Annotated in this window: 25 protein-coding genes and 1 tRNA gene; 7 read left to right on the top strand and 19 right to left on the bottom strand. The window is 54.0% G+C overall.

Features of this window, described 5'->3' with window-relative positions:
- Positions 1-20 precede the first annotated feature (20 nt).
- Entirely contained in the window at positions 21-740 is a 720-nt protein-coding gene (locus DG177_RS17220) for a hypothetical protein (RefSeq protein WP_108812616.1), read from the top strand.
- A 144-nt stretch (positions 741-884) separates the two neighbouring features.
- Here the strand turns inward: DG177_RS17220 and DG177_RS17215 are convergent, their stop codons facing one another.
- The 6 genes from DG177_RS17215 to DG177_RS17190 form a co-directional block, all read right to left on the bottom strand.
- Complete coding sequence (locus tag DG177_RS17215; protein WP_108812615.1) at positions 885-1664, bottom strand: hypothetical protein; 780 nt, start codon at positions 1662-1664, stop codon at positions 885-887.
- A gap of 140 nt (positions 1665-1804) precedes the next feature.
- Positions 1805-2188 (bottom strand): VOC family protein, encoded by a 384-nt coding sequence (locus tag DG177_RS17210; protein ID WP_108812614.1) that lies wholly within the window; start codon positions 2186-2188, stop codon positions 1805-1807.
- Between the two features lie 303 nt (positions 2189-2491).
- The gene (locus tag DG177_RS17205) at positions 2492-4135 is read right to left on the bottom strand and encodes a hypothetical protein (protein WP_108812613.1); all 1644 of its coding nucleotides are present in this window, start codon (positions 4133-4135) and stop codon (positions 2492-2494) included.
- 394 nt (positions 4136-4529) lie between these two features.
- A complete protein-coding gene (locus DG177_RS17200; protein ID WP_108812612.1) occupies positions 4530-5087 on the bottom strand; it encodes a PEPxxWA-CTERM sorting domain-containing protein in 558 nt (185 codons plus the stop codon).
- A 154-nt stretch (positions 5088-5241) separates the two neighbouring features.
- Complete coding sequence (locus tag DG177_RS17195) at positions 5242-7005, bottom strand: CHASE2 domain-containing protein (protein WP_337658996.1); 1764 nt, start codon at positions 7003-7005, stop codon at positions 5242-5244.
- A 25-nt stretch (positions 7006-7030) separates the two neighbouring features.
- Positions 7031-10573 (bottom strand): FecR domain-containing protein, encoded by a 3543-nt coding sequence (locus tag DG177_RS17190; protein WP_337658995.1) that lies wholly within the window; start codon positions 10571-10573, stop codon positions 7031-7033.
- Positions 10574-10884: 311 nt separating this feature from the next.
- Between DG177_RS17190 and DG177_RS17185 the strand changes: the two genes are divergently transcribed.
- Positions 10885-11832 (top strand): hypothetical protein, encoded by a 948-nt coding sequence (locus DG177_RS17185; RefSeq protein ID WP_108812609.1) that lies wholly within the window; start codon positions 10885-10887, stop codon positions 11830-11832.
- Between the two features lie 120 nt (positions 11833-11952).
- Here the strand turns inward: DG177_RS17185 and DG177_RS17180 are convergent.
- Positions 11953-12029, bottom strand: a tRNA-Met gene (locus DG177_RS17180).
- Positions 12030-12203: 174 nt separating this feature from the next.
- Here DG177_RS17180 and DG177_RS17175 point away from each other — a divergent pair.
- Positions 12204-13439, top strand: a complete 1236-nt coding sequence (locus tag DG177_RS17175) for an FAD-dependent oxidoreductase (protein ID WP_108812608.1) — start codon at positions 12204-12206, stop codon at positions 13437-13439.
- Here DG177_RS17175 and DG177_RS17170 read toward each other — a convergent pair.
- Entirely contained in the window at positions 13436-13951 is a 516-nt protein-coding gene (locus DG177_RS17170) for a 2'-5' RNA ligase family protein (RefSeq protein ID WP_108812607.1), read from the bottom strand. The two genes, DG177_RS17175 and DG177_RS17170, sit on opposite strands and share 4 nt — an antisense overlap.
- Positions 13952-14091: 140 nt before the next feature.
- Between DG177_RS17170 and DG177_RS17165 the strand changes: the two genes are divergently transcribed.
- Positions 14092-14523, top strand: coding sequence for a hypothetical protein (locus DG177_RS17165; RefSeq protein WP_108812606.1), 432 nt, complete (start codon positions 14092-14094; stop codon positions 14521-14523).
- 11 nt (positions 14524-14534) lie between these two features.
- On the opposite strand, the gene DG177_RS17160 is transcribed toward DG177_RS17165, so the two are convergent.
- The 3 genes from DG177_RS17160 to DG177_RS17150 all read right to left on the bottom strand — a co-directional run bounded on the left by DG177_RS17160 (position 14535) and on the right by DG177_RS17150 (position 18221).
- Positions 14535-15266 carry a queuosine precursor transporter gene (locus DG177_RS17160; protein ID WP_108812605.1) on the bottom strand — a complete coding sequence of 244 codons (732 nt, stop codon included), beginning with the start codon at positions 15264-15266 and terminating at the stop codon, positions 14535-14537.
- 97 nt (positions 15267-15363) lie between these two features.
- Positions 15364-17067, bottom strand: a complete 1704-nt coding sequence (gene betA, locus DG177_RS17155; RefSeq protein ID WP_108812604.1) for a choline dehydrogenase — start codon at positions 17065-17067, stop codon at positions 15364-15366.
- 14 nt (positions 17068-17081) lie between these two features.
- On the bottom strand, positions 17082-18221 hold the full coding sequence (locus DG177_RS17150; protein WP_108812603.1) for a BCCT family transporter: 1140 nt from the start codon (positions 18219-18221) through the stop codon (positions 17082-17084).
- Between the two features lie 62 nt (positions 18222-18283).
- On the opposite strand from DG177_RS17150, the gene DG177_RS17145 reads away from it, so the two are divergent.
- The 3 genes from DG177_RS17145 (at position 18284) to DG177_RS17135 (ending at position 21010) form a co-directional block, all read left to right on the top strand.
- Positions 18284-18955, top strand: coding sequence for a Crp/Fnr family transcriptional regulator (locus DG177_RS17145; RefSeq protein ID WP_337658993.1), 672 nt, complete (start codon positions 18284-18286; stop codon positions 18953-18955).
- 231 nt (positions 18956-19186) lie between these two features.
- Entirely contained in the window at positions 19187-19669 is a 483-nt protein-coding gene (locus tag DG177_RS17140) for a MarR family winged helix-turn-helix transcriptional regulator (RefSeq protein ID WP_108812601.1), read from the top strand.
- 192 nt (positions 19670-19861) lie between these two features.
- Positions 19862-21010, top strand: a complete 1149-nt coding sequence (locus DG177_RS17135) for a sigma 54-interacting transcriptional regulator (protein ID WP_108812600.1) — start codon at positions 19862-19864, stop codon at positions 21008-21010.
- Between the two features lie 27 nt (positions 21011-21037).
- Here DG177_RS17135 and DG177_RS17130 read toward each other — a convergent pair whose 3' ends face one another.
- The 8 genes from DG177_RS17130 to fliN form a co-directional block, all read right to left on the bottom strand.
- On the bottom strand, positions 21038-21502 hold the full coding sequence (locus DG177_RS17130; protein WP_108812599.1) for a flagellar protein FliS: 465 nt from the start codon (positions 21500-21502) through the stop codon (positions 21038-21040).
- A gap of 19 nt (positions 21503-21521) precedes the next feature.
- The gene (gene fliD / locus DG177_RS17125) at positions 21522-22874 is read right to left on the bottom strand and encodes a flagellar filament capping protein FliD (protein ID WP_108812598.1); all 1353 of its coding nucleotides are present in this window, start codon (positions 22872-22874) and stop codon (positions 21522-21524) included.
- Positions 22875-22944: 70 nt separating this feature from the next.
- A complete protein-coding gene (locus DG177_RS17120) occupies positions 22945-24087 on the bottom strand; it encodes an EscU/YscU/HrcU family type III secretion system export apparatus switch protein (protein ID WP_108812597.1) in 1143 nt (380 codons plus the stop codon).
- Positions 24087-24869, bottom strand: coding sequence for a flagellar biosynthetic protein FliR (gene fliR / locus DG177_RS17115; RefSeq protein ID WP_108812596.1), 783 nt, complete (start codon positions 24867-24869; stop codon positions 24087-24089). Before fliR ends, DG177_RS17120 begins: the two co-directional genes overlap by 1 nt.
- Positions 24866-25141, bottom strand: a complete 276-nt coding sequence (locus DG177_RS17110; RefSeq protein ID WP_108812595.1) for a flagellar biosynthetic protein FliQ — start codon at positions 25139-25141, stop codon at positions 24866-24868. Before DG177_RS17110 ends, fliR begins: the two co-directional genes overlap by 4 nt.
- Positions 25142-25144: 3 nt before the next feature.
- The gene (gene fliP / locus DG177_RS17105; RefSeq protein WP_108812594.1) at positions 25145-25921 is read right to left on the bottom strand and encodes a flagellar type III secretion system pore protein FliP; all 777 of its coding nucleotides are present in this window, start codon (positions 25919-25921) and stop codon (positions 25145-25147) included.
- On the bottom strand, positions 25911-26165 hold the full coding sequence (locus DG177_RS17100) for a flagellar biosynthetic protein FliO (RefSeq protein ID WP_108812593.1): 255 nt from the start codon (positions 26163-26165) through the stop codon (positions 25911-25913). Before DG177_RS17100 ends, fliP begins: the two co-directional genes overlap by 11 nt.
- On the bottom strand, positions 26165-26506 hold the full coding sequence (gene fliN, locus DG177_RS17095) for a flagellar motor switch protein FliN (protein ID WP_337658992.1): 342 nt from the start codon (positions 26504-26506) through the stop codon (positions 26165-26167). The genes DG177_RS17100 and fliN overlap by 1 nt, the downstream gene beginning before the upstream one ends.
- Between the last annotated feature and the right edge of the window lie 7 nt (positions 26507-26513).

Genomic DNA, 26513 nt, shown 5'->3' with positions numbered 1-26513 from the left:
AAATTTGAATGGTGTAATTTATGGGCCTGAATCTCAGAGCTGTTCGCGAATCCTTGCCAGCCCCCGTTTTGCCGATCGCGTTGTCCTTGTACAAAGTGGCAAATGTAGTGCTGGCCAAGAAACCAGAGTTTGCAATCATCGGCACCGGTCGTTCAGGAAGCACTTACGTAGCCGATCTTTTCAAGGCTTCTGGCTATGAATGTTCCCATGAAGCCTATTTCACTCCTGATGGTCCGAAGCTTAGAAATCCGGATCGCGGTATCCATTGCAAAGGGGATTCGTCTTGGCTCGCAATACCCTATCTGCCCGACCCCGAAATCATAGCCATTCATCAGATAAGGCACCCTCATAAAGTTATACTCTCGACCTATAATCTCGGATGGTTTGACGACAAAATCAAAAACCAGCGCATGCCATTTTATACGTTTGCAAAAAAACATTTTGAGTTTAGCGACGACCCTCTTCGGAGCAGTTTACGGTGGTATATTGAATGGAACCGAAGATGCGAGGCCATTACAGACAAACGCTTTCAGATTGAAAAGCTGTCGGAGAACATCGAGAATATTTCGAGTTGGCTTGGTCGAGACCTCACCTATATCCAGAAAAGCCGTTCGGAGAATTCGAATTCTCGACGTGCCGTTGTTGAACAGCCGCTTGAAGACGTTAGCGATGCAATCAAGGCCTATCCAGAATATCCCGAGCTGGTAGAAATGGCAGATCGCTATGGATACGAGCTTTGATCAGTTAGACACTCCCTCCTCCCCGCCCGTTCCGTCATCCCAGCGAAAGCTGGGATCTCCTCAAAGGGGAGTGCTTGTCTCTTGGGGATCCCAGCCTTCGCTGGAATGACGGTGGAGAATGCGCTCCCAAAGTTCACATCATTCTCACCCCTCCTGCGCTGCCTCTTTCTCCCCCGCTTCGCTCTCCTCCTGCTCATAAAAGCCGCTGCGCTCCAGTAATCCGCTGCGATCAGCCCGCTCCCAGTCGAGATCGTCCCACTCCTCGCAGTCTGTAACATCCAGGTCCGATACATTAGTATCCTCCGGCGCCATCGCCTGTATTTTCTCACGCCCATGCTGCAGCTCCAGGGCCTTCATGATCTGCGCGTTGGACAGCGCGCCGCTGCTTGCACCTACTGTCTCACCCGATGCATCAATCTCGTCGACCAGCGCTGCACAATCCTCGCCCTTGCCGATGCCGTCCAGCAGATCATCAAATCTCTCGGCCGCCACCTGTGCCGGCTTGCCTGCCAGATCAATCCGGTCGGCCATCTTGTCGAGCCGGGCAAGCGCTGCCAGAAACAGAGGCGCGCTCCAGCGTTCCCTTGTTCCCACTTCTTCGCCCTGGTGCCAGACCGCTTCGCTCCAGCCATTAAGCCCCTTGTCCATCAGATCGTCCTGAAAGATATCCCGGGCATGGATGATCGCCGCATCCCACGCCCGGGCAAAGGCCCGTGCATCCGGCCGCCTACGCAGCTTATAGGCACTCTCCCGAGACAATCCCGCATAGCGCGCTGCCGCCCGGACATTGCCGGTCCTCGCCAAGGCTTCAAGAAACACCACCTGCCGGTCCGGCGACCAACCATCATGGCGCGCCCGGGGCCGCGCCAGCTCCTCAGCAGCAGGGATATCGGTGAAACTGTCGTGAGCAGGTTGCTGTGTCATAGCTGTGTTCCTTTATCAGAGAAACACACAGATATAACCTATCTGGTACATTGTAGGAAAGAGGAGAATATAAAGCCCAGAATGAATGGGGGCAGCGCATCCTGAAAGCAGACGTTAGACATCAATCGAAAATGCCAAGCTTATCCATTAACCGAATGGCATACAGCTTGTAACTTGTTGCCATCTGGGTCACGAACATATGCGCCGTAATAATTAGGGTGGTATTGAGGCCTTAGCCCCGGCTCACCTTCATTCAAACCGCCATGTTTTAATGCTGCGGCGTGGAACGCATCCACCATGGCTCTATCCTTCGCGAGAAAAGCAACATGGGTGCCATTCCCATTTGAGGCTGGTTGTCCGTCGAACGTTGGGCCAATAAATATTTTAGGACCGGTCATCTCTCCATAAGCTACGCCGCCGGGTCGATCAAAAAGCAATGGTAGTTCAAGAGCTGATGCGACAGCCTTCCAAAATGGCTCCGCTTTTATCCAATCATTAGTTCCCAATGTCATATGGCTGAACATAACTATCTTCCTCGGTCTTGTTTTCCCGACTCTTCATAGAATGAATCCATATCTCTGAGCAAATCAGCTTGTTTGCAGACATTTGCGTTCTTCCCGCTAAATCCCGAAAGCAGACGTCAGCAATCACATATACGGCTCAGGAGGTTCTCACATTGAATGTGATGGGCAACATCGCTCATAGTTCTGCCGTTTGTCAGCGCACTCTCCAGTTGCAGAGCCGCTGTCCATTGCCAGCGGTAACTCTTAGCCACCATGTCTGCAACATCTCCAAAGTCGGCGTTTAAGGCGCTGACTACGCCCTCTTCAGTTTTGTTTCGATTTTGCCCATTTTTTCCACGCAGCAATATCATAGCCGAAATGCTTCCCGCTTACAGCGGTCAGAGTACCAATCACTTGTGACTTGAGCCAAAGAGGGTCATCCGGAAAATCAAGTCTGCTCAGAAGCGCGGCAATAGTGTCCCTATCATTCTGACCCGACGCGACTACGGCACGCATTGCGCTGAGTTCTATTTCAAAATATTTCTCGTAGCTGTTTGGCGGAGAGCTCCAAGGGTCGGTCAAATATGCGATCGGTACATTTGCATGACCGGCTCTTTCCATGCCAGCCAACAGGGTCGCGTGCGCAATGTCTCTTGCGTCAAGCTCCATATTTCCGCCGAATGCCAGAATCTTTGCTGGTGGTATGTCCACTTTCAAACGCTGCGCGAAAAAACCAAAAGGAGCTCCGTTTACCGATGCGCGGTCTGTCAATTCGCGAACTTCTCCTATTCTCGAGCGAGAATATGTTTCTGGATCAGCCAATAGGTCATCAATTTTCTGACCGACAGCCTGCCAATCCATCGAAATCTTTTGAGCCAAATGTTGCGAGACCAGCTTGGGAGGTTCCTCACCAACGGGAATGACATGATCGCGCCTACCCCAAATAATGCCGCGGCCGTCTTCTCCAGCGCCAGCGGCGTAGATTCCGCCCGCGATCGCTTGAATAGACACAGGTCGTCCTTTTTTCAGGTCACTGTGGCGCTCCCAATCATTGCCATTGAGGCTCGACCACAGGCGTCCATCATTGGCAACAACCCATAGCTGCTTACCGTCGCTGGTCAGGTCGACAAAAGGGCCCCTAAAGTCAACGCGAACGGCTTTTGAACCGTCAAATCGCCAGATCTCGCGCTTCCGCCCGCGCCCTACTATTCCAAAAAGTTCATCCCTGTGAATTGTCATGCCATTGAAATAGCGGTTGAGCGGCCAGCCATCGACAGTTTGGAAGCCAGAGCCTGTCCATCTGACGAGCCGTTTCGTCTTCGTATCCTTCAGTGACGCATAAGTCTCACCTCTAAATACCAGCATCTCCTTGATCCGGCTGACATGGGTCGATGGCGTCGGGTGGATATAATGTTCTTTCCATCCTCGCCCAGCGTCCATTGACAATTGCATGCCTGCGTTGCGTGTCCCTGTAATTGCGAGCAAGCCATCGTTCCATTCTAGCAACTGGCTGGTGTGATAGATGGGCGGATTAGAGATGGTTAGAGGTTGCCAATCCTCGCCATCGGTAACTTCGACAACGCCTTTGCCAGCAGACTGCAGGGCATCCTCGAACGGCCAATAAAGCAATCCTTTATAGACCAATGGATGACCCGCATCCTGGCTGTAGAGATGACGTTCATATCTGGTTTCTCCCGTTTCTGGATTAAAGCTCCAGATGTCGGACGAATTGTGGTTGCGGCCTTTGACCGAATTGGCGAACCATAATTTTCCGCGATAACCGATCAGCCGTGATGCAACGGGCCATGGGCCAACTTGCGCAATGATATCCAGTTGTAGTTTACTGCCTTCTTCGACAGAATATTCAACAGAAGGATTGGCGGCCCGATCGTGGGCGTTTCCGAATATCCCTAAAGCAATGAGTCCAAGCACTAAAACCAAAATCAGATAGCCGCGAGAAAACTTCATTTCTTCAGCTTAGAAATCATTGATACGATTGCAATGCATTTTCTGAATGCGATACCGGTTGGGCATTGCCAATTCCCGTAACCTAGTTGGTGGATGGCGCTGGCCAGTTCGTTCTTGCCATTAGATCCGGCAGATCGCGTCAGAGTTCAGGAATGACTGGCCTGGCAAATAGCGGACCTGTTTGGTTGTCGCTGATATCGCGGGTTGATTCAGACTAGCGTTCAAGAACCGGCCCCAATCGTTAAAGTGTATTTCTGAAGAATTGCGTTCGATCAGTCTTGGAAATACCCGAATCCATTGACCCTGATTGCGCCCAAAGCAAATGCAGTCGGACAAACAAAAAGCCCCGCCAGATCGCTCCGGCAGGTCTTTGGGATAATCTTGTCATTTCTATTTAAGCGTAGCTGACCTTCACATTGGCTTTACGCTGGCGTCGCCCATTTGATCTCAGCGTGCCGCCCATGGCACCAAAGCCGAGGATCATGAACGCCCATGTGGCTGGCTCGGGAACAGCAGAGGTTGCTACCGTGTTTGCCCGCCAATATCCGCCGCTTGCGGTTGATTGCTGCACAAAACTCGCATTAGGTGCCGTGGAAAAACTATTGATAAAAATGCAGAAAGATTCTGCAGGATTTCCGCAAGAGTTAGGATTGGCATTTGTGGCGAGAGTCAAAGTGTCCGAGCCGCTGCTATATGCGAATTGAGCCGCATAAGGCAGGGTCGCTGAAAGGATATTCAAACCCGTGGTTGTTCCGGAAATATCCGCGCTGTTGTCGAAGGTCACCGAAAATATGATGGATGTTGGATCAACCGGACTGGCCGATGGATCACCGAACGAGAGCTGATAATCGCTGCCCGTGATTCCAAGCGTCTCGGTAATGATTGCCGCGCTGGCCACACTTGGCACTGACAGACATGCAGCTGCCGCCGCAGCCAATAGATATTTTTTCATAACTTCCCCCACTTTTCCCACTGACTTCTCGTCACTGGTAGGCCTATCGGCCAAAAAATATTGCGAACCCTAACAAGGGGTTAACATGGAAAGTAGTAAAAACCCAAGGGTTTCTTGGAAAAGCGCAATTGGCTGTCCCGATCTGATACATTGTTCAAAAGCTATAGGTCGGTTCTGTCGCGGATCGGCCTTTGACCTGGATATCCGCCACTTTTCTGAAGGTGAATGACGGCGCAGCGCTGACCGTGGTTTGTCCGATCAATATGTCGACACGCTGTTCTTCACATTGTCCCTCAAGGCGTGAGGCTAGGTTTACAGCATCGCCGAGCACCGAATAGTCGAACCGGCGGTCCGACCCCATATTGCCGACCACGCATGTTCCCGTGTTGATGCCAATGCCCATGCGGATCACCGGCACATTGGCGCCCTCAGGCAACATCGTCTGAATTGCCTGATTGATATTGTCCATTTCCGCGAGCATCTCTTGCGCTGCTTCCAGCGCGTGCAGGGCATGATCGGGATCGTCCAGCGGCGCATTCCAGAAGGCCATGACGCAATCGCCCATATATTTGTCAATCGTGCCGCCATGGCTGAGAATGATGTTCGACAGCGGCGTAAGGATCGCATTGATCATTCGCGTCAACCCTTGCGGATCATCCTTCATCGCTTCCGCAATGGAGGTGAAGCCACGAATGTCGGAAAATAATATGGTCAGCTCGCGATTGACCCCACCGAGATTGAGCAATTCAGGATCATCGGCGATTTTCTGCACCAATTCGGGGGCGAGATATTGGCCAAAGGCATTCTGGACTTCGCGTCCGCGTCTTTGTTCGCCGGCAAAGTCGCGCGTGGCAATGGCGACCACACTAAGCACCAATGCAGCAGACGGAGCCACCGGTCCAATCCAGAAACGCCCGAATTGCAGCACCAGCCATGATCCGCCGATGATCGCCAATAAAGCCAGGGCTAGCAGTAATGCCTTTCGGCCCGGCGCCTTCGGACGAGACACCAGCAGCGCGAGCGCGCTAGCAAGAGCGATCACCACAAACGATAGCCAAGGTGGCGATATGCTGATCGACAGCCCGGTGCGGAGATTGTCAAAAATCGTGGCCTGCACCTCTATGCCCGGGGTGAGCTGACGCGATCGTAATGTATAGGCGGTTTCGAAAGCGTCGATCCCGCCTGTCGCAACATCCGCATTGGTCTGCAAGGCAAAACCGATCACCACAATCTGGTCCTTGAGATAGTTCGGTGGCAGATAGGCCTCGGGGTCCAGCGCCTGATAATAGGAAATTGTGGGATAGCTGCCCGCGGCACCAAAATGCTGGATCCGGCGGACCGTTTCGCTTTGCGGTGCGGGTGTCCCGTCAGCCAGTTCGAACAGCGTCGTCATGAAGCCGTCCCTGTATATTGGCATGTTGCGCAGGACGCCGTCGCCATCCATCGACAGGCTTGCAATACCGGAGCGGGCACCGCCTGCGATCAGCTCTGCCATCGGTTCGGTGCGCACCAACGTGCTGCCATAAGGACGCTCGATCAGGCTTTCATCAGCGGCGAGAACAATATCCGGCCCCATCGCGGCGACCAGCGCCTGGTCCTCTGCCTCGTCCGATGGCTCGGCAAAAAGCACATCGAAAGCGATCGCCTTGGTCCCGGCTTTACGGAGCTGACCGATCAGTTCGGCATGTTGCGAACGCCGCCACGGCCATTGCTGCCCGATGGCATCCATGCTCGGTTCATCAATCGCGATTAGCGTGATCCCCGGTTGTTCGGGCAGCGTCGGCGCAGCTGTCGACAAATAATCGAAACTGCGCCCGTCAAGATCGCGCATGAAGGTGGACAGGCTCAGCAAGGCCATCAGCAGCGCAACCACGGCAACCAACAACACCCCGGAAAACCTGTGGCGGGGTGAAAGCATAGCGGTGATCCGGGGCTCGGCCATATCAGAACCGAACCTCGACGCCCGCGACCACGGTCAATCGCGGTGCAGCAACATCAGTGGCGGAGTCATAACGCTTGTCGAGCAGGTTGAGCAGCGAAAGATTGACCGCGAACCGCTGGTCCAGTGGTTCCCACTCCAGCCGGGCATCAACCAGCGCGACATCTTCAACAGACAGGCCTAAGTCATCGTCCTGTCCGCCAATATAGCTGCCCGATAATGTCGCTTTCAGTCGGAGCGGCGCTGGCAGGCTCCAGACCAGCGAGGCCCTTGCAAAATGACCAGGAACAAAGGGCAGCTTGTCACCCAATTCATAGGTGCAACCGAAGGTGAAGTTCAGGTCTGCGGTCGCGCAACCGAAAGTCGGCCCAATCGCCTGGTTGACATTGTCGCCGGAAACGAAGCTGCCCTCAATCGCGCTGTCCGTATAGGCATAGGAAGCCCGCAGGCCGATATTGCCGCCCAGCCACAGATTGGCTTCCGCGCTGATCCGTTTCACCGAAACCGGAAAGCCGGTAATGTCCACCGGCAGATCGGGAACAGCATATTGCACTGCCTCCAGTTGCTGATCCTGATATTCAACGGTCGTGAACAGATTGTCAGACCATTCCGCATCCCAGCGCACAATCACGCTGTCATTGCGGCTTTGGCGAAAGCTGGGGACGGAATTGGCCTGTAAACCGACCACAGCGGCGGGCCGGAAGCTGAAATCAAACAGTCCGCGGCTCTGGCGTAGGAAGGCGGCGCGCAGCCAGTGACCCTCGACGAGCTCGTAGGAGGCACCGAAACGAAAGTTGAAAGGATAGCGCGTATCCCCAGCGATGGTGCGGGCGGTTGCCTCCAACTGCCCCTGAAGCACGAGCGGCTCGATCGGATGGTAGCGCAAATCGACATAGGCCCGTGCCTCCGTCGTGCGCAGATCGAAACGGGTTGGCACGACACCCGGCGCAAAATTATCTTGTGCGAAATCAAAGGCGGAACGCAGTTCACGGGTGCGTACATCGCTCCACTCCCCGCCGATCCGCAGATCCACAGGACCAAGGCCCTTGGCATAGTTGGCGCTGAAATAGGTGAACGTCCCGCGGCTTTGCGCCAACTGGTCGGCAAAGGGCAGCGTGCTGGTCGTATCGATCGAGACCAGATTTAGCTGCGACCGGCCAAAACCGGCCCCGATCGTGAGCTGATCGCGATAGCCAAATTCGTGACTATAAAGTCCGAACAGAAAGTTTCTTTCTACCTCACGGTCTTCTTCCAGCGCGAAACTATTGTCCAAAAGACCCAGCACATTGGTTTCGGACAAGTCCGTATTGCGCTGCAACTCGCCATTCAAAACCAGACTGTCTGACGGCGTTAGTTCCAGTCCGACATAACCGCCAAAAAACCAGTTATCCCCACCGCGCCGCCGCGAGAATGGGCTGATGTCGGGGCGTCGGCGATTGTCGGAAATATCGGTATAGTTGCCGCGTAGCCAGATAGCCGTGGGCAGCGGCGCATCAAAAATGCCATCCAGTCCACCACTAAGCGTCTTTTCATTGCGCAGATTTTCGTCGAGGATAGAGGCACCGAAAAAGGGTTCGATGAAATTGCCATTGTCGAACCGCAAGCGTCGCTGCGAACTCGCAACGCTCAAGGGGTCTAGCGCCACCCCTTGCAGGAAGCTCGACAACGCTTCAAAGCTTTCACCCTCGCCACTATTTTCCGCCTGCTGGGCGTTATAGCTGCCATCGGCATTGCGGATCAGGAAAGGGCCCGGCGTCTGGTTGATCGCCTGATCGAAATAGCTTGATGGTGTGAAGCTGTCGAATACCCGGTCGGCATAATAGCGACCCCATCCCTCCAGATCGAGAAAGCGAAAGGCCTGCGAAACGAGGCTCCCGGTTTCACGATTTTCTGACAGATTGACATATTCCCCGCCGCGCGCGCGATATCGGGTCAGGGCTTCTCTGGCATTCCGGATCGCATCATCGGCCGCGAATTCTTGCAAGGCGACGCCGGTACGGGCCAAAGGAATAGCCGGATTAAACGGATCCAACCGGTCGGCAGCATCAAATTGCTGCTCGGCCAGGTCTGTATCGCCCATTTCATAATGCACCTGTGCGAGGCCCAGAAAACCCTTGCCATAGTCCGGATTATGCGCGGAGGCGGCCAGCGATGCCGACAAGGCCTGATCCAGTCGATCCTTGCGCCGCCAATATTGCGCCAGCGCGTTGCCCGCCAGCGCATTGCCCTGATCCATTTCCAGAGCCTTGTCGATCTCTGTCTTTGCGGCAGACAATTTGTTCTGCTCCAGCAATATCTCCGCCCGCATGCTCACCAATTCCGCATCATAAGGTCGGGCCGCCAACGCCTCTTCGACAAGCTCACTGGCCTCCTTCATCGCGCCAATGGCCATCCAGTTTTTCGCCTGTGATTTCTGGGCCATGATATTTTCCGGTTCAGTATCAAGGATCGGCTGAAGAATGTCCCTCGCCGCCTTCGGGCTGCCCCGATAATCGCGCATCAGATCGGCTTCACTGATCGTGAGCGCCACGTCGTCCGGATAGGCGGCACGGGCCGCTGCGATGGTCGCGATGGCGGCGTCAGCATCACCGAGCATGGCTTCCACATCTGCCTTTGCCTTGAACAGCAACACATTGTCCGGAAACGCCTCCAGGCCTTGTTCCGCGATTTTCTGCGAAGCGCGCAAGTCGCCGTCATAGGCCGCAATCAAGCTCAGCGTTAGATAGCTCTCGGCCGTATTCTCCAATAGCGGCGGTGGTGGCTCTTCACCGAGCTGCACTGCCGCAACATAGCCGCCATAGATTCCTGCGGCTTGATCCGAACGATCATCCGACCGGACGAGCGCGTCAAACAGGCGAGAAGCCGTTTCCCAATCCCCATCATCCACTGCCCGGCGCGCTGCGACAAATGTCTCGCTGCTATTGCCAAGCATATCTAGCCCATCAGCCAGATTGACGAAATAGAGCATTTGCTCGCGCCCGGTCGGATTGGCCAATACCGTTCGCGTTGGCGCCTGACCAAGCCGGACGCTTGCCGCCTGCCCCGCCTCAACGGTTAGCGATCCTGCCTCGTTCGACAGTTCGACTATACCTGAAAACACCTGCAGCTGGCTGGAATCCGCATCTGCGCTAATCGCCCATTCCGTGCCCCTGATCGCCGCCGTTGCAGACGGGGTTTCAATCGAAAGATTGGACCGCTTGCGCGGGCTTCGCCCCCAGGCCCGCCCGCGCTGAAGCGACAGCGTGGATGGCCCGTTCTTGTTCACCCGCCGCACGACCATGACCGAGTTTCTGCCCAGGCGCACCTGTGTGCCGTCGGCAAAAACGATAGCCAGTGTTCCGGCCGCTTTGGTGCGCAGGACATCTCCTGCCTTCAGATCTTGACGAACCACTGCCCGCTGCCAGTTATCGCGCGGACGCAAGGTTGCTTGCTCGCCGCCCTTGGTTGCCGTTATCTGTCCGGAAAGCGGAGCCGTGCGCTTCAATTTCTGTGCAATGGCGCCATCCGGAAAGATTATCGGTGACAGCAATGCGATCGGAGAAAACAAAAATATGGTCTTGAGATTCACGGTCTTTTGTTACCCCCAGATCCGGTGAACGCCGTCAGTGATTGGCGTCATTACAGGCAATTTGCAATATTTGATGTGCGCCTCAGCACAGCAGTGTCCCTTTAGAACAATATTATGTTGAAAAACCGTATCTTTTTCTTGGCAAACTTTTGGACCTGACGCTTGAAGACCCTGGCTCGGGTGACATCAAAGACCAGTTGATATCCGCGTGTGACTGCCGGAACGATTGGCTCACCTGCTTTACACCGGGTCGATACTGTGCAAGCTTCGCCACAAATAAGGAGCATGTAATGGAAATGAAGCAGAAAATTCTGGTTGCCTTCGGTTTGACAGTTTCGGGACTGACCCTCTTTTCATCTCCTTCAAGCGCGACATTCACTGAACCACGATCATCAGATCAGGACATTGTCGTTACCGGAAAAATAACAACCAAAGATGCCATTGCAGATTTTGTCCGAACGACGATTGCAACGCCAAAGGGCGGTCGACATGACGGCCAATATGCGCGTTTCTCCAACCCGATCTGCCCAAAGGTCGTTGGCTTATCGGACGCCAACAAGAAACAGGTCGAAAAACGCATGCGTGGTGTAGCATTGGCGGCTGACATGAAGGTTGCCGGAGAGGGTTGCACCCCGAATATATTCGTGATGGTCGTGGCCGATGGTGATGAAGCCATAAAGATGCTGCGCAAGAAAAAATCCCGGCTATTTGGCGGCATGTCGCCTCATGAGCGAGACCGGATCGCCAGAAACGGTGGCCCTGCCTATGCATGGAAACGGATACAGACAGGCTCTGCCGAATCCGGGTCTCTGCAAAATTCGGATGAAACGGATATTCTGCCGGTGGACGAATTCTGGAAGACCGAAGTCGCCTCAATGATATCAAACGTCAAATCAAAGATAAAACGAACAACCCAACAGGCAATGACGCATTCATTCCTGTTGCTCGAAAAGGACGCGCTGGTCGACCTGACCACTGTCCAGATCGCGGATTATGCCGCAATGCGATCCTATATCGACACCAGAAACAGTCAAACCCAACAGGCCCCGCAATATTCCATCCTGTCCTTGTTTGATTCCCCCGGACCAGATGGAACCATGCCCGTTTCGGCTAGCGAAATGGATCTGGTATTGCTGAGTTCGCTTTATAATTCTCCTGCGGACGTCTCTGCATCAATGCAAAGCGCCGCCATGTTGCATCGCATTGAGAAAGAGCTGACCGCCGGCACGGACGATTGATCCTGCTGACCGGCTGGCAGAATAGGCACGCGACCATTTTCAGGCGGTTGGAAACGATGCCGCAAAACTGGCCTTAACGATGCACCAAGCCAGATAAGCGCTAATTTCCTGAGGTTTATCTGGTAGCGGAGGAGGGACTCGAACCCCCGACACATGGATTATGATTCCACTGCTCTAACCACCTGAGCTACTCCGCCAACAGGATTTGATCGCGACCGGGAGTCGCTCCAAAAATCCTTGGACCGCGGCGCTATAGTCACCGCATCCTTATCGGTCAACAAGTTGCCGATCATTTTCTTGTGCTTGCAAGGACGCGGCCATCCGCGCTAACAGTGGTCCCCTTGCCGCTGGGCGGCGCAAAGGGGCCGGAAATGAACAAATCCTACGACATCTTGATCGTTGGCGCGGGCCATGCCGGTGCGCAGGCCGCCATAGCGTTGCGCCAGCAGAAGTTTGAAGGCTCTATCGGACTGATGGGCAATGAGAAATATCCACCCTATGAGCGCCCACCACTGTCCAAGGAATATCTGGCAGGCGATAAGGCGTTTGAACGAATCATGCTGCGCCCCGAGAGCTTCTGGGGCGAGCGTAACATCGATCTGCTTACCGGGTGCCGGGTTTCGAAAGTGGACCCGATGGACAAGACCGTCACGCTGAGCACCGATGATGAAATTGGCTATCACAAGCTGATCTGGGCTACGGGCGGAACCCCGCGAATGCTGGATTGTCCAGGAAGCCAGGCGCGTAATATTCATGGCGTGCGCTCGCGCGCGGATGTCGACAAGATCATGGCCGCCTTGCCCACGACCGAAACGGTCGTCGTTGTCGGAGGCGGTTATATCGGCCTGGAGGCAGCAGCGGTCCTCAACAAGCTTGGCAAGAAAGTCACGGTGCTGGAATCGCTCGATCGGGTGTTGTCGCGGGTTGCCGGAGAAACATTGTCGCGCTTCTATGAAGCAGAGCATCGCGCGCACGGCGTAACTGTCGAACTGGGCGCGACGGTCGAAGGGTTCGAAACCAATGACGAAGGCATGGCAACTGGCGTAAAGCTGTCCGACGGGCGCGTGCTGTCAACCGATATGGTCATCGTCGGTATCGGCATCATCCCGGAAACCGGCCCTCTGGTCGCCGCTGGCGCAGCCGCTGGCAATGGTGTCGACGTTGATCAGCATTGCCGTACCAGCCTGAATGGAGTCTATGCCATTGGCGATTGCGCGGCGCATGCTAACCGTTTTGCCGCCGGCGCGCATATCCGCCTTGAATCCGTGCAAAATGCCAATGATCAGGCCAAGGTCGCTGCGCTCGATATTATTGGCGAGGATTGCGAATATGATTCCGTGCCGTGGTTCTGGTCCAATCAATATGATCTTAAGCTGCAAACCGTCGGACTATCGACCGGTCATGACGAATATATCGTGCGCGGAGATCCTACGAACCGGTCTTTTTCGGTCATCTATCTGAAGGATGGGAAGGTCATCGCGCTGGATTGTGTCAACGCCACCAAAGATTATGTCCAGGGCCGCAAGGTTGTTGAAAGCGGCCTCAGTCTGGACCCTACGCAACTGGCAGACACCGATATACCGATCAAGGAAGTCGAGCAGATCTAGCCGCGAAACGGCCAGGCACCGATATCCTGCCAAGGCCCGTCCATATAATGATGCAGCGCCAGTCCCTTGATCTCAAATGGTCGGGGTTCGAAATCCAGCGTCAGGACCGTCTGCAACGCTTTTGCTTCCTTCGCTGACACTTTGTTCTGAACAGTGATGTGCAGCCGCGGCACCTGTTGATCCTGCGCTACCAAAAGACCATGGAACCGGTCGGCCAATTCCATACGCATCGCAAGCAAGTCCGGGGAATGGAGCTGATATGCGACTCCGCTGCCGAGATGGATTAACCGTTGCAGGGAGGTAATCGGCGGAGGATTATGTTGCGTCATGTCTTTGACAGCCCGCTTGATCTCACTCAGCGCTTGCGGCGGCAGATGATGAAACAGGGTAATATGCGCGGGAAGGACATTGCGCTCGGACGGATAATGTTTCCGGCGTAAGGCATCCGCCCAGGCAAGATCCTGTTTGCCCATCATGGCAGTCATGATGATCGGTTTGTTAGGCTCGGTCATGCGACCAGCCTATCGCCAAAACAAAAAGACCGCGAACGAATAATTGCGAGACCAGATCGATGCAGCAGACGACAAAAATTCAGTTACTTTTTCACCGTTTTTGCTATGGTGGTTCCGGCTCTTTGGGAGGAGTGAAGCCTATGATTGAAAATGGAAAAATACCGGCATGGTTCTGGGCCATCGGGATATTCGCACTGCTATGGAATGGACTGGGTGTCGCCGCCTATGCCGCAGAGGTTTTGATGAGCGCTGAGGATTTTGCACAGCTCAGCGAAGCGGAGCAGCAGTTATATGCAAACCGCCCCTATTGGGCCAGTGCCGCTTTCGCGGTCGCGGTCATCGGCGGCTTCATGGGCTCGGTCATGCTGTTGCTACGCAGAGCGATTGCCGTCCGGTTGTTCCTGTTGTCGCTTATCGCTGTGCTGGTCCAGTTTAGCAGCTATTTTATTCTTGATGGCTATCTGGAATATATCAGCAAGGCTGGCTGGTTCATGCCGATATCCATTCCGGTTCTCGCCCTCGGCTTTCTGCTCTTTGCTCGCTGGGCTAAGAAGAAAAGCCTGCTCGATTGACGGACCGGTGATCAGGTCTTGGTGCTGAACGGTGTGAAGTTAGTCGCCTCGTCATAGATGTCGACGCCTTCGCGCCGTTTCAGCCAGCCGACAACGACATAGGTTACCGGTGTCAAAACCGCTTCCCACAGGACTTTCAACAGCCAGTTGGTGACCATCACCGTCAACACGGCCGATGTTTCCCACACACCCCAAAAGGCCAGTGGATAGAAAATCAGGCTATCGACCCCCTGCCCTACTACGGTGGAGCCAATTGTCCGTGACCACAGCATCTTCCCCTGCGTCCAGACTTTCATCCGTGCCATCACATAGCTGTTAACAAATTCCCCGGCCCAAAATGCAATAATCGAGGCCGCAACAATCCGCGGCACCTGACCGAAAACGCTTTCATAGGCCGCCTGCCCTTCCCAGCCATCGGCTGGCGGCAGAGATACGACAACCCAGCTCATAAACGCCATGAACAGCATTGCGGCAAAACCGGCCCAGATCACCCGCCGCGCCCGAGCGTAGCCGTACACCTCGGTGAGGATATCGCCAATTACATAGCCGAGAGGAAAGAATAAAATACCGGCTCCATAAACCCATTGCTCGCCGCTGATGGTGATAAATGTCTGCTTGGCTGCCCCGATGACGTTAGACAGCAGCAGTATGGTGACAAAGGCCGCCATCACGAAGTCAAAATAGCGGAACTTATGCCCCGTCTGACTGGCGGCACTGCTGCGTTTGATGGGATTGCTGCTCATCGCCGGATGATTAGCGGATTGTCATGAAGTTTCAATATTATAACTGTTAGCTGGCGGCGATGGACGCGATAAAGCCGCTGGATCAATCAACCAACTCTCAGTTCACAGCCCGGACAGGCTCTCCTTCGCGTTGCCGCATCTGCCATTTTTCATCGATCCAGCTCGGGGCCGATGATCCGGGCAATAGCGGCTGGCCCAAAATCATATCGGACGCGCGCTCGGCCACCATGATGGTCGGGGCGTTGATATTTCCGTTGGTCACGGTGGGAAAGACAGAGGCGTCAACGACCCGCAATCCATCAAGCCCGATCACCTGGCATTCTGGATCAACCACCGCCATGGCATCGCTTTGCGGTCCCATCTTGCAGGTACCACAAGGATGATAGGCGCTTTCCACATTATCCTTGACCCATTCATCAATCTGCCCGTCCGTCGCGACATCAAGGCCCGGTTGCAGCTCCTCGCCGCGATATGCATCCATCGCCGGCTGCGCGATAATCTCGCGGGTTAACCTGATGCATTGCCGCCATTTCGCAACGTCATCGGGATGCTGCATATAGTTGAATTTTATACGCGGCGCCGCGGCCGGATCGGCAGATTGAATCTGCACGTGCCCCCGACTTTTCGGCTTATTGGGGCCTACATGTACCTGAAAACCATGACCTTTGACGGATGGCGTGCCATCATAGCGCATTGCTGCGGGGAGAAAATGATACTGGATATCGGGCGATTTAACGCCTGCATCTGATCGGATGAATGCGCAGGATTCAAAATGGTTGGTCGCGCCAAGACCGGATTTGAAGAAAAACCAGCGCATGCCGATCAGCAATTTGCTGAACAATCCCAATTTGCTGTTCAAACTGACCGGTTTTTTGCATCGGAACTGAAAGTAAATCTCAAGATGGTCCTGCAAATTCTCCCCGACGCCAGGCAATTCGTGCAAGGTTTCAACACCCGCTTTGGACAGAATTTCTGGAGCTCCGATACCGGATCGCTGCAAAATGGCTGGCGATGCGATCGAGCCTGCCGACAGAATGATTTCCCTTTTCGCCGATATTGTTTTTCTGATGCCGGTATGGGTCAGAACCACGCCAACCGCTTGCTTGCCTTCCAACACTATCCGGTCAACAAGCGCATCTTTCCAGACGGTCAGGTTCGCTCGTGACTTTATCGGATCAAGATAGGCCCGCCCGGTGGATTCCCTGATACCGCCGCGCACGGTCATGTGCATCGGACCAAATCCTTCCTGCCGAAAACCGTTATAGTCGTCGGTCGATGGATATCCTGCCTCCACACCGGCATCGATAAAGGCCTGATACAGCGGATTGCCGGTCATGTTGTTGCCACCTCCGACACCCAGCGGACCGTCTCCGCCACGATAATCGTCCGCGCCAAATTGCCAGCTTTCTGATCGTTTGAAATAGGGCAAGCAATTGGCATAATTCCATCCCTTCGCTCCGGCTGCTTCCCACTCCTCAAAATCACAGCTATGACCGCGCACATAAACCATGCCATTGATCGACGATGTACCGCCCAATGCTTTGCCGCGCGGACAGGTGATCTGGCGACCATCCAGGGCCGGTTCCGCGTCGGATAGATATCCCCAATTATAGGTTTCTGATGCCATCGGATAAGACAAGGCGGTTGGCATCTGGATCAGAATATTCTTGTCGCTGCCGCCCGCCTCAAGAAGCAATACGCGGTTTGATCCGTTTTCCGTCAACCGGTTGGCAAGGACGCAACCGGCAGAGCCAGCTCCGACGATGATATAGTCCCAGTCGGCTTCGGAAACGATCGGCATGGTCTTCAAACCCTCTAAAACTGTGTCGCGGCGAGCTGACGCCGACGCTGAAAAATCAGCGCGTATATACAGGCGTAGAGCAGAATGACCACCATACCGATCCATTCGATTTTCAGTGGTGTGAACTGGTATAGCAGGATCAATCCGAAGAGCAGACCCCAGTGCAACGCGACATAAGTCCAGCGCCCAAGCCGCTCGACCGTCAGATTGAGATTTTCGGAATAAAGGCGGGTCAGAGAGTCCAGCGAATTGATCACAAAGACAATCCCGACCACAACCATTGCGGATCGCAAGAGACCAGACAACAGGATCTGCTCGCTATGGATGTAGAACAGGATTGAGAACCACAGAGCGATCGGAATAGATGGAAGGACGAGCAAAGCCGTTAGCAACTGCCAGGGCCGCAAGCCGCCAACAAATCGTGCAACAAACTGGCCAATCATGATGCTCCACGCAAACCACCAGAAAAGATAGAAGGCATGATAGTCAGTCAACGGACTGACAAATCTATGCAAATGGCGGAAATAGCCGCCAAGATACTGACCGCTTTGTACAAATTCGACAATGCCCATATCGCTATGCAGCAACATCACCGCAATCAGGACGAGGAACAGCATGAATGACCCCAGACTCAGCCAGACAACCCAGCGGATATCGGTGCTGGACAGAACCGCAGCAAGCACGACAACAGCCACCAGAGCATAGCGCGCAACCGATGGGATATCGGGGATATAGTCAGGAAGGTAACTGAAAAACAGAAAGCCGGTAAAGGCGCAGGTCGCGATGATCACCAGATTGTTGATGAACTTGACCCAGCCGATTTCGAACAGTCTTAGCCGGGGCTCCACAACGCAAAAATAGAATGTCGTTAGAAAATAGAACCCCCAGACCAGAAAGCCCCAAAATCCAAACTCAATCGCGAGAGGATTGGTAAATCCGTAAACCGCCTCCGCTTCATAAACCGGAAATTCGGTCAAAGGAAACAGGATCAGGCCCACATCCAGACCCGAGGTGAACAAAATGGCGATAAAAGCCATCAAGCTTGTCGGCTGCTCCCCGGTCAGCACTGTCTTGCGAAACCAGAAGATCAGGACGACCGACGTCAGCAGTGTAAACACTATGGCTGTCGTCAATATTATATGCGCGCTGGGCATGGATGAGCTGTTTTCCAAGGGAAGATGTTGCAATATCTAGACAAAAACCCGATGGATGCGCAATGGAATTTGATTTTAACACCGCTTTGCTGATCCATGTCGGAGCCCTGTTCTACATTGTCGCTTTTCTTATTCGCGATGAATTGAAGCTGCGGCTATTGGTGCTCGCGGGCTCGGCTTTCTATCTGCTATATTATTACGTATTTCCGGAATCGCCGCTCTGGGACGCAATTCTGACCACCATCGTCCTGGCTCTAGCCAATCTCACTATCCTGTTTCGCATTGTCATGGAACGCTCAATGCTGGCTTTGAGTGATGAAGAAAAACAGCTATTTGCAGCCTTTGAAGGCTTCACGCCCGGACAATTTCGTCAGCTGCTCAAGATCGCGCGATGGCGCACCGCAGAATCCGCGACTGAATTGACAACAGAAAATCAGCCTCTGTCCAATCTATATTACATCTTTGACGGCCCGGTTCATGCAAAAAAGGGAAACCACGCGTTCACATTGAGCGCTGGCAATTTTATCGGAGAGATTGCCTTTGTTCTAACCGGACCGCCAACCGCCGACGTCACCGCACCGCCAGAAACCCGATATGTCGAATGGGATAGCGCAGCCATACGGCAGCTGATGGCGAAATCACCCACGTTTCAAAATGCGATGATGGCGCTGCTCAGTCGTGATCTTGCCGACAAGCTCGCGACTAGCGTTCAACCCGATTCTGTCATTGCCTAAAATCTGGGAAAAATTTCCAATCAATCATCTCAATTCACTGGCATCTGGATAGTATCGATATACCTGTCGTGGTCATTTGCGGTATAGAACAGCTCGCCATTCGGAGAATTAAAAAAGGCTATAGCACCAACAAAACCATCTACACGTAATTGTATACGGCCTTTAGATAGTATATCCATCATTTCTCGGGCCTGTTACTTTTGGAAAAAATAATAATTTTGGTATCAAAAAATGGATGAGGTCAGCGCTGAAATTGCAGCGGTCAAGTCGGCATTAGAACAGGCCACTGAAAAACTGACTGTCTTGCAAGACGGCCTGTTTGCGATAGCAAACGATACCCAAAGCTCTGAAACACCATCAAATTTCATTGGACTTACCAATGCCGAACTGATCCAGCGCGCAGAAGAGCTGTTGCGATGGAGTCGCTTCAAAGCCAATACGCTCGGGCTCAATTCCGGCCTGTTTGCTGATTCATGCTGGAATATGTGCCTCGACGTTTATATTTGCGACCTTAAAGAAGAAAAAATCACCGTCTCATCGATTGCCCATAGTTCGGGTATCCCGATGACTACGGCGATGCGCTATATTAACGTGATGGCCGAAGATGGGCTGTTGGAGAAGTCCCCCAACCCGATGGACAATCGTATGGTCTTCATCGCGACCACCGCCTCGGGCAAAGACAAGATCTCAGCGATATTGAGTGAACTGGGCTAACAAGGCCTGCTTTCCCAAGCAAAATCCTTCTTTTTGAAAATCGTTTGAATCCAAGCAGATGGTGTTAACCTGACTTTAACCATCTTTGTTCATTTCTGTTTTTACCAGGTGACGGTTGGGAGATTGCGGGATCTTCCAACCATCCATCTCCGGCGGTGTCGGAGAGTTGAGGTTTGTTATCTGGGTAGTTTAATGATTGACGCAAATTTAGACACGCTTCTTGCATCGAAGCTGATCGGCAACAGTCCAAAAATGCAGCAGTTGCGTATGCTGGTGAAATTCGCCGGACGCTGCAACAGCTCGATCATGATCACTGGTCCTTCCGGTAGCGGTAAGGAAGTTGTCGCGGACGCCATCCACCATATTTCAGAACGTGCCGCAGCCCCTAATATTACCGTAAATTGCGGCGCCCTGCCTGAACAACTGATCGAGTCCGAGCTTTTCGGGCACGAAAAAGGCAGCTTTACCGGAGCTGTGAACAAGCATGTCGGTTTGTTCGAGCAGTCCAATGGCGGCACCATTTTCCTCGACGAGATTGGTGACATGCCGCTCAACATGCAGGTCAAGTTGCTGCGTGTCCTGGAATCTCGCATTGTTAATCGCGTTGGTGGCAATCAGAATATCCCGATTGATGTCCGCGTGATCGCGGCGACCCACAAGAATCTCGGAACAGGTATCCGCGGCGGCTCTTTCCGCGAAGATCTGTTCTACCGGCTATGTGTGGTACCGATTGAAGTCCCTGCTCTTAACGAGCGCAGCGAAGATATACCGGCGCTGGTTGAGCATTTCCTGAACAATCTGCCTGCCACAGATGCCCGCCCGATTTTCACGGCAGAGGCTTATGCCGCGCTGCAAAACTATAACTGGCCAGGCAATGTGCGCGAACTGCGCAATGTCGTGGAGCGTGCAACGGTATTCTTTGCCGGTGCGCCTGTTCATGCGCAGGATGTGGCAACTCTGGTTCAATCCGATCTGGTTCCTGCCACTCCCGTGGATGACATTGCGCAACCACCGGCCTTCCAGGTACCCCCATTGGAGCAGCAACGTCATTTCTCGTCAGATGTTGCCCCTACCAGCGGCCCTTCCTCTTTTGCCGCAGCGCTCGAGACGGCAACACGGGAGCAGCAGCCTGGAGGCATTAACGACCTGAACGCCCATCTTCAAAACGAAGAACGGCGGATCATTGCACAGGCGCTTGAAGCTTCTCACGGCGTGGTGTCAAAGGCAGCTCGCTCGATCAACATCAAGCGAACGACCTTTATCGACAAGATGCGCAAATATAATATCGATAAATCGACCAACGATAATGCCATGCTGACGCCCGCTTTTGGGCTCGCCTGATCGCCAGTTTCGCTTCGCTGGCTGGGTTCAGAATGACTGTTGACCCGGCGCGATCGCCATCCATGCTTTCTCAATCTCGTGCAGCATTTCGCGGGCTGACTCGGCGCGCTCGATGAAAGAGCTGTCGATTTCGGCCTGAATGCGGCGTCCGGCTTCCGCATAGATAGTATGCAATGTCAGTGCGAGATCGCCCGCTGTATCGAAATCCAAGGACTCATCCAGTCCGTTGAGTATACCGAGCGCTTTTGCGCGATACTCAAACATCTTGCCATGTTCGTTACGGCGTGCGCTTTCGATCATCAGATCAAGATTGTCTCGCAACTCGGCAAACAGCACAGCAACCAGATCATAGGGGTTCGCAGATAAAACCCGACTGTTCTTATCAATCGATTTATAACTTGATGTCCGCCGACTATGGACCGGACGACCCAAAGGTGGACCGGATTGCGAAGGGGCAAGATGCGATTGGCCGATATTGGATTGATATGTCATTCTTTATTGCTTTCTAAAGTCAGTTGTCATCAAAGGAGGCGAATTGTTGTTCCACGTAGGATTGGGTGGCGCGCAGAACCGAGAGCTGCCGTTCGAGGCCGGCAAATGTGCCCTCAAGCTGTTCGCGCAGGCGATCACCCTCGTCATTAATCTTCTCGCGCCGCTCCTCGATCGACTCTCTAATCGTATCGAGCCGCTCTTGTGCCTGCGCCAAAGCGCCATTTTCATCCTGCAGAGTGGCTGAAATCTTGTCGAGCGCGCCAGCAAGGCCGATATTGGTGTCGGTCAGGATGGCCGGCTCCAGCATCAGTTTAATCGCACCGGTATCAAGCTCCAGCGCGGCATCCAGACGGACATCATCAACCGTCAGCGTGCCATCGCTTTCGGTTCGCACGCCAATATCAGCGAGCGTCCTGAAATCACCGCTATCGACCAATGGCGTCGCGGTCAGCTGGCTGAGCTGACGGATGACTTCACGGGCGCCGCGGTCCCCGGCAAGCGGTCCTCCACTGCCACCGGCAAGACCCGGTGCCGTCGCCGCATTGAGCGACTGACGCAATTCATTATAGGCCGTGACAAATTCCGTCACCAGACTGCGTACATCCAGTGGCTCGGAATCTCCGCTAATGGTTAGGCTGCTGCCTGGCTCTGCGGCAAGTAAGGACAGTTGCACGCCAGGAATGGCGCCGGTTACCGTGTTGCTGCTGTTGGTCAGCTCAATACCATCCACGCGGATAACGCTGTCGGCTGCGACGGCGATATTGGAAAGGTTCATCGCTGGCGACGCACCGCTTTGTGCGATCGTAAAGGCGTTTTCGACACCTTCTTGTGCTTCGAAGACCAGCCGCGAACCGGCATTGTCGGTCAATATTGATGCGGTCACGCCGCTGTTGCTGGCATTGATCGCATCCTTCATGCCGGTCAGGCTATTATTGGTATCATCAATGACAATATCAAAACTGCCATCGCCATTGGTGATCGTCAGCGTTCTTTCCCCAATCGGATCGGAGGCACTGGCGAATACATCCGTCATCTCCCGCTGAGCGACAGCAATTTGTACAATCTCAACGGACGCCGGCAAACCTTCCGGGCGCGCCTCTTCCAATACGGTGGCATTTGCCAGATCGGTGCGGGTCGATACCAGTTCACCGACAAACCCCTGACCATTCAAGGTTTCCTTGACGGCGTCGGAAAAGGTACTGAGCGCCGATGCGGTCGCTGCCATGGCCGAAATTCGCGAGCTGTTAAGTTGCGCGCGTTCGTTTAGCTGACCCAGCTTGGCTCCGGTCGAGGCCGCAACGAGGTCAGCGACCAGTTGAGCGGAATTCAGGCCGGAACCGGCACCGATGCTGTTTATGACGTTACTGAACATTCTTTTCTCACCTTTCGGGTGATTTACGGCATGAACGGGGTTGAATTAAGCGACAGGATTCCTTTGCAGGTCATGCGAGCCGGCTGCCATCTGCGCCATATTGCATGTCTTCCGGCACACTGATTTTGGGTTGATGAAGCGGACTGACCAGTTTTTCATCCAACTGAATGAGGAAACTGAGTATGGCAGCGACCACCGCATAGAGACGATCATCGATGGTCTCGCCAACATCGGAAGTATAGTAGATCGAGCGGGTTAGATCAGGATATTCCATCACCGGCGTTCCGACTTCGGCAGCCATTTCGCGCATCGCCAGAGCAATCGCATCGCAACCCTTGCCAAGCAGCACCGGCGCATAATCCTGTTCACGGTCGTAGCGCAGCGCTACCGCAAAGTGGGTTGGATTGACCAGAATAACAGTCGCATCGGCAACCGCCTTGCGTGTTGAATCCGTCAGCATCTCGCTGCGCCGCTGACGCTGGATGGCGCGTGTATCGGGTGACCCTTCTGTCTGTTTATATTCGTCTTTTACCTCTTGCTTGGTCATCTTGAGCCGCTTGCCACGCTGGAATATCTGGATCGGGACATCGATCATGGCGATCAGCATCAGGCTGACCGTTATCCCGACCAGCAATTGCAGAAACAGAGATGTGTAGCTGGTAACCGCCATGTTAAGATCCTGTGCGCCGGTTTGCGCAAGATTATCGAGATGGAGGAACAGGATCGTCCCACCGACCACTCCGATCAGCAGAACTTTCATAATCGACTTGCCGAGCTCCATCAGTCCATTGGTGCCGAATATCTTGCCCAGGCCCTTGATCGGATCCAGTTTTGATGGTTTCGGTTTCATCGCTGACCAGCGAAAACCGAATGAACCAAGCAATGCGGGTGTTGCAATAGCGGCCACCAAAAGCACAGCAAACAAGCTCATAAATTCGGGTATCAATCCGCCGACAAGCACAAAGCTGCGTTCTTCGATATCGAATATTTCGACATCTCGATGATTGAAAACCAACGCACTGGCAAGCATGTCGGCCAGTGCCTGGTATAGCGCACCACCAAAAGTTACCATCGCGACAGTGCCGACAAATATAACCAGTGCCCCGCCGAGATCGCGAGACTGCAGCACGTCACCCTTTTTCGCGCTGTCCTTCAGTTTCTTTGGGGTTGGTGCTTCGGTCTTTTCGCCGCCTCCTGGTGATTCCTGCGCCACTAATTACCCCCTGCGATGATTGCAGCCTGTCCCAGACCCATGCCCAGCGACCGAACAATCGTGTCCGCCATGACTGGCGCCGTGATTGCGAGTGCAACCAGGCCGGCGGTGATCGTCACCGGGATACCCACGGCAAACAGGTTCAGTGCGGGGGCGGTACGGGCAAGAAAGCCCATGACAAGCTGGATAAGGATAAGTGCGCCACCCACTGGCAAAGCGATAAGCAAGCCCATGGAGAAAAGTGTGCCACCAAACTGGACAAGCCCCATTAACAGCTCGGGGCCCAGAAATGCATAGCCCGGCGGCAAAGCCGTATAGCTGTGGACAATAGTTGCCAGCAGCATCAAATGCCCGTCAATTGCGAGCAGGAGCAAGGTCGCTACAATAGTCAGAAACTGGCCAATCACGGGAGTGGATTGACCGGTTTGCGGATCAGCCATGCTGGCGAAACCCAGACCCATCGCATTACTAATTGCCTCACCCGCGATCAGGGCGCTGGCAAAGCCAATCTGCAAGGCAAAACCAATGGCAAGACCGACCAACACTTCTCCCATCACAAACATGGTATTGGCCAGACTGATCGCGCTGTCAGCAGGCAGGTCGAAGGATGCACTGTTGGTGGCAACCAGCCCGATCATGAAGGCGAGAATGATCCGGACCTGAATGGGCACATTAGCCGCGCCAAAAACCGGCGTAACGACCATTGCGGCACCAGGGCGGATCATCGCCATTATCCAGAGCCATATCTGGCTTTCGACATCGGCAAAGCCCGGCGCAATCATAGCAGGAGATCCGGAATACGGGCAAAAATCTCTCTGGTGAAATCAACGATCAGCACGAGGATTGATCCGCCGAACAAAGCCGCAACCACCGCTACGATGACGAGCTTGGGAACAAAGGTCAGTGTCTGCTCATTGACCGACGTCGCCGCCTGCACCATGCCGAGCAAGAGCCCGACCAACAGCGCGGGGATAAGCAACGGCGCTGCCGCGAGGGCGGTAACCCACAAGGCTTGCTGCGCAATCCCGACAAAGAAATCTGCATTATCCGTCATTATCTAACTCGCAAAAGATGCTGCAAGGGAGCCCATGGTGAGCGCCCAGCCATCGACCAGGACGAAGAGCAGGAGTTTGAAGGGCATCGAGATAATCACTGGTGACAGCATCATCATACCCAGCGCCATCAACACGGCTGCAACCACGAGATCGATTATCAGGAAAGGCAGAAATATCATGAAGCCAATCTGAAAAGCCGTCTTGAGTTCGCTGGTGACAAAGGCAGGCAGCATGATCGAAAACGGAACTTCTTCCATCGTTTCAAATCCGTCTTCATTGGCGAGATCCATGAACAGCCGGAGATCGGACTGGCGTGTCTGTTTGGCCATGAAGCCATGCATGACCGTACCCGACCGTTCAATTGCTTCCGTCAGCGTAATCTCGTCCGCAGAATAGGGTGTGATGGCCTGCTCGTTGATCTTCTCGATACTCGGCGCCATGACAAACAGGGACAGGAACAAGGACAGGCCGATCAAAACCTGATTGGGTGGAGTTTGTTGTAGACCCAGTGCGTGGCGCAATATCGATAGAACAATGATGATCCGGGTGAAGCTGGTCATCATCAGGACAATTGACGGCAATATCGTCAGCAGCCCCATCACGATGAGGATTTGCAGCGTCGTGCTCAGCGGCTGTCCGTCTCCCGAGACGTCGTCCAGCGCGCGTTCCAACGCCTCGGACGCGCCCGGTGCTTCCGCCTGTGCGAAGGCCGGGTCGGCAACAAAGGCCGAGACCAGAAAGGCCAGGACGGGCCAGAAATATTTTAGACTATTCCGCATTTTTCACATCAACTTTTGCGACACCGCTGCGCGTGACCGAGAGCAGAATCTTGCGCCCTTCAAAGTCGACAACGGCAAGTTTGTTATTCATGCCCACTGGCAGGACTTCCACGATATTGAGGCTATTCGTATTCTGCCGCATCATCGTCTGCGGTTGATATTTGCGGTACAGCCAGAGCGAGCCGTAGATCATCAGGCCGATCAGCGGCAGCATGATCAGAAGTTTGAGAATATAGTAAGTCATCAGTTGCGCCTTTCGACCCGCGCCCGCGCCATGCCGTTCGACACGATCTCCGCGATCCGCACGCCGAATTTGTTTTGGACTGGAACAACCTCGCCGCGGGCAACAAGAGTGCCATTGACATTTATGTCGATGAGTTGATCAACCTGGCGGTCCAGCTCGACCACCGAGCCTTCCTGCAAATCCATTATATCGGAAACGGTCATCGACACGCTGCCCACCTCAACGGACAGGCGTACCTTGATATCCGCGAGAAAAGCGTAATGGTCCTGGGGCTGGCTGACATTTACAGCGGCCGGTTCTGCGGCTTCGAGAGCTTCGCTATCATGGGTCATATCATTCATGTTCTGG

This window comes from Sphingorhabdus sp. Alg231-15 (genome assembly GCF_900149705.1).
Taxonomy (GTDB): Bacteria; Pseudomonadota; Alphaproteobacteria; order Sphingomonadales; family Sphingomonadaceae; genus Parasphingorhabdus.
The sequence above is the reverse complement of the archived record's forward strand: the minus strand, read 5'-3'. Positions and strand labels throughout refer to the sequence as shown.

What these genes read in the sequence shown, in the direction of transcription:
- DG177_RS17220 (WP_108812616.1), top strand. Translation starts at nt 21, where the DNA reads ATGGGCCTGAATCTCAGAGCTGTTCGCGAATCCTTGCCAGCCCCCGTT.
- DG177_RS17215 (WP_108812615.1), bottom strand. Translation starts at nt 1,664, where the DNA reads ATGACACAGCAACCTGCTCACGACAGTTTCACCGATATCCCTGCTGCT.
- DG177_RS17210 (WP_108812614.1), bottom strand. Translation starts at nt 2,188, where the DNA reads ATGTTCAGCCATATGACATTGGGAACTAATGATTGGATAAAAGCGGAG.
- DG177_RS17205 (WP_108812613.1), bottom strand. Translation starts at nt 4,135, where the DNA reads ATGAAGTTTTCTCGCGGCTATCTGATTTTGGTTTTAGTGCTTGGACTC.
- DG177_RS17200 (WP_108812612.1), bottom strand. Translation starts at nt 5,087, where the DNA reads ATGAAAAAATATCTATTGGCTGCGGCGGCAGCTGCATGTCTGTCAGTG.
- DG177_RS17195 (WP_337658996.1), bottom strand. Translation starts at nt 7,005, where the DNA reads ATGCTTTCACCCCGCCACAGGTTTTCCGGGGTGTTGTTGGTTGCCGTG.
- DG177_RS17185 (WP_108812609.1), top strand. Translation starts at nt 10,885, where the DNA reads ATGGAAATGAAGCAGAAAATTCTGGTTGCCTTCGGTTTGACAGTTTCG.
- DG177_RS17175 (WP_108812608.1), top strand. Translation starts at nt 12,204, where the DNA reads ATGAACAAATCCTACGACATCTTGATCGTTGGCGCGGGCCATGCCGGT.
- DG177_RS17170 (WP_108812607.1), bottom strand. Translation starts at nt 13,951, where the DNA reads ATGACCGAGCCTAACAAACCGATCATCATGACTGCCATGATGGGCAAA.
- DG177_RS17165 (WP_108812606.1), top strand. Translation starts at nt 14,092, where the DNA reads ATGATTGAAAATGGAAAAATACCGGCATGGTTCTGGGCCATCGGGATA.
- DG177_RS17160 (WP_108812605.1), bottom strand. Translation starts at nt 15,266, where the DNA reads ATGAGCAGCAATCCCATCAAACGCAGCAGTGCCGCCAGTCAGACGGGG.
- betA (WP_108812604.1), bottom strand. Translation starts at nt 17,067, where the DNA reads ATGCCGATCGTTTCCGAAGCCGACTGGGACTATATCATCGTCGGAGCT.
- DG177_RS17150 (WP_108812603.1), bottom strand. Translation starts at nt 18,221, where the DNA reads ATGCCCAGCGCGCATATAATATTGACGACAGCCATAGTGTTTACACTG.
- DG177_RS17145 (WP_337658993.1), top strand. Translation starts at nt 18,284, where the DNA reads ATGGAATTTGATTTTAACACCGCTTTGCTGATCCATGTCGGAGCCCTG.
- DG177_RS17140 (WP_108812601.1), top strand. Translation starts at nt 19,187, where the DNA reads ATGGATGAGGTCAGCGCTGAAATTGCAGCGGTCAAGTCGGCATTAGAA.
- DG177_RS17135 (WP_108812600.1), top strand. Translation starts at nt 19,862, where the DNA reads ATGATTGACGCAAATTTAGACACGCTTCTTGCATCGAAGCTGATCGGC.
- DG177_RS17130 (WP_108812599.1), bottom strand. Translation starts at nt 21,502, where the DNA reads ATGACATATCAATCCAATATCGGCCAATCGCATCTTGCCCCTTCGCAA.
- fliD (WP_108812598.1), bottom strand. Translation starts at nt 22,874, where the DNA reads ATGTTCAGTAACGTCATAAACAGCATCGGTGCCGGTTCCGGCCTGAAT.
- fliR (WP_108812596.1), bottom strand. Translation starts at nt 24,869, where the DNA reads ATGATTGCGCCGGGCTTTGCCGATGTCGAAAGCCAGATATGGCTCTGG.
- DG177_RS17110 (WP_108812595.1), bottom strand. Translation starts at nt 25,141, where the DNA reads ATGACGGATAATGCAGATTTCTTTGTCGGGATTGCGCAGCAAGCCTTG.
- fliP (WP_108812594.1), bottom strand. Translation starts at nt 25,921, where the DNA reads ATGCGGAATAGTCTAAAATATTTCTGGCCCGTCCTGGCCTTTCTGGTC.
- DG177_RS17100 (WP_108812593.1), bottom strand. Translation starts at nt 26,165, where the DNA reads ATGACTTACTATATTCTCAAACTTCTGATCATGCTGCCGCTGATCGGC.
- fliN (WP_337658992.1), bottom strand. Translation starts at nt 26,506, where the DNA reads ATGAATGATATGACCCATGATAGCGAAGCTCTCGAAGCCGCAGAACCG.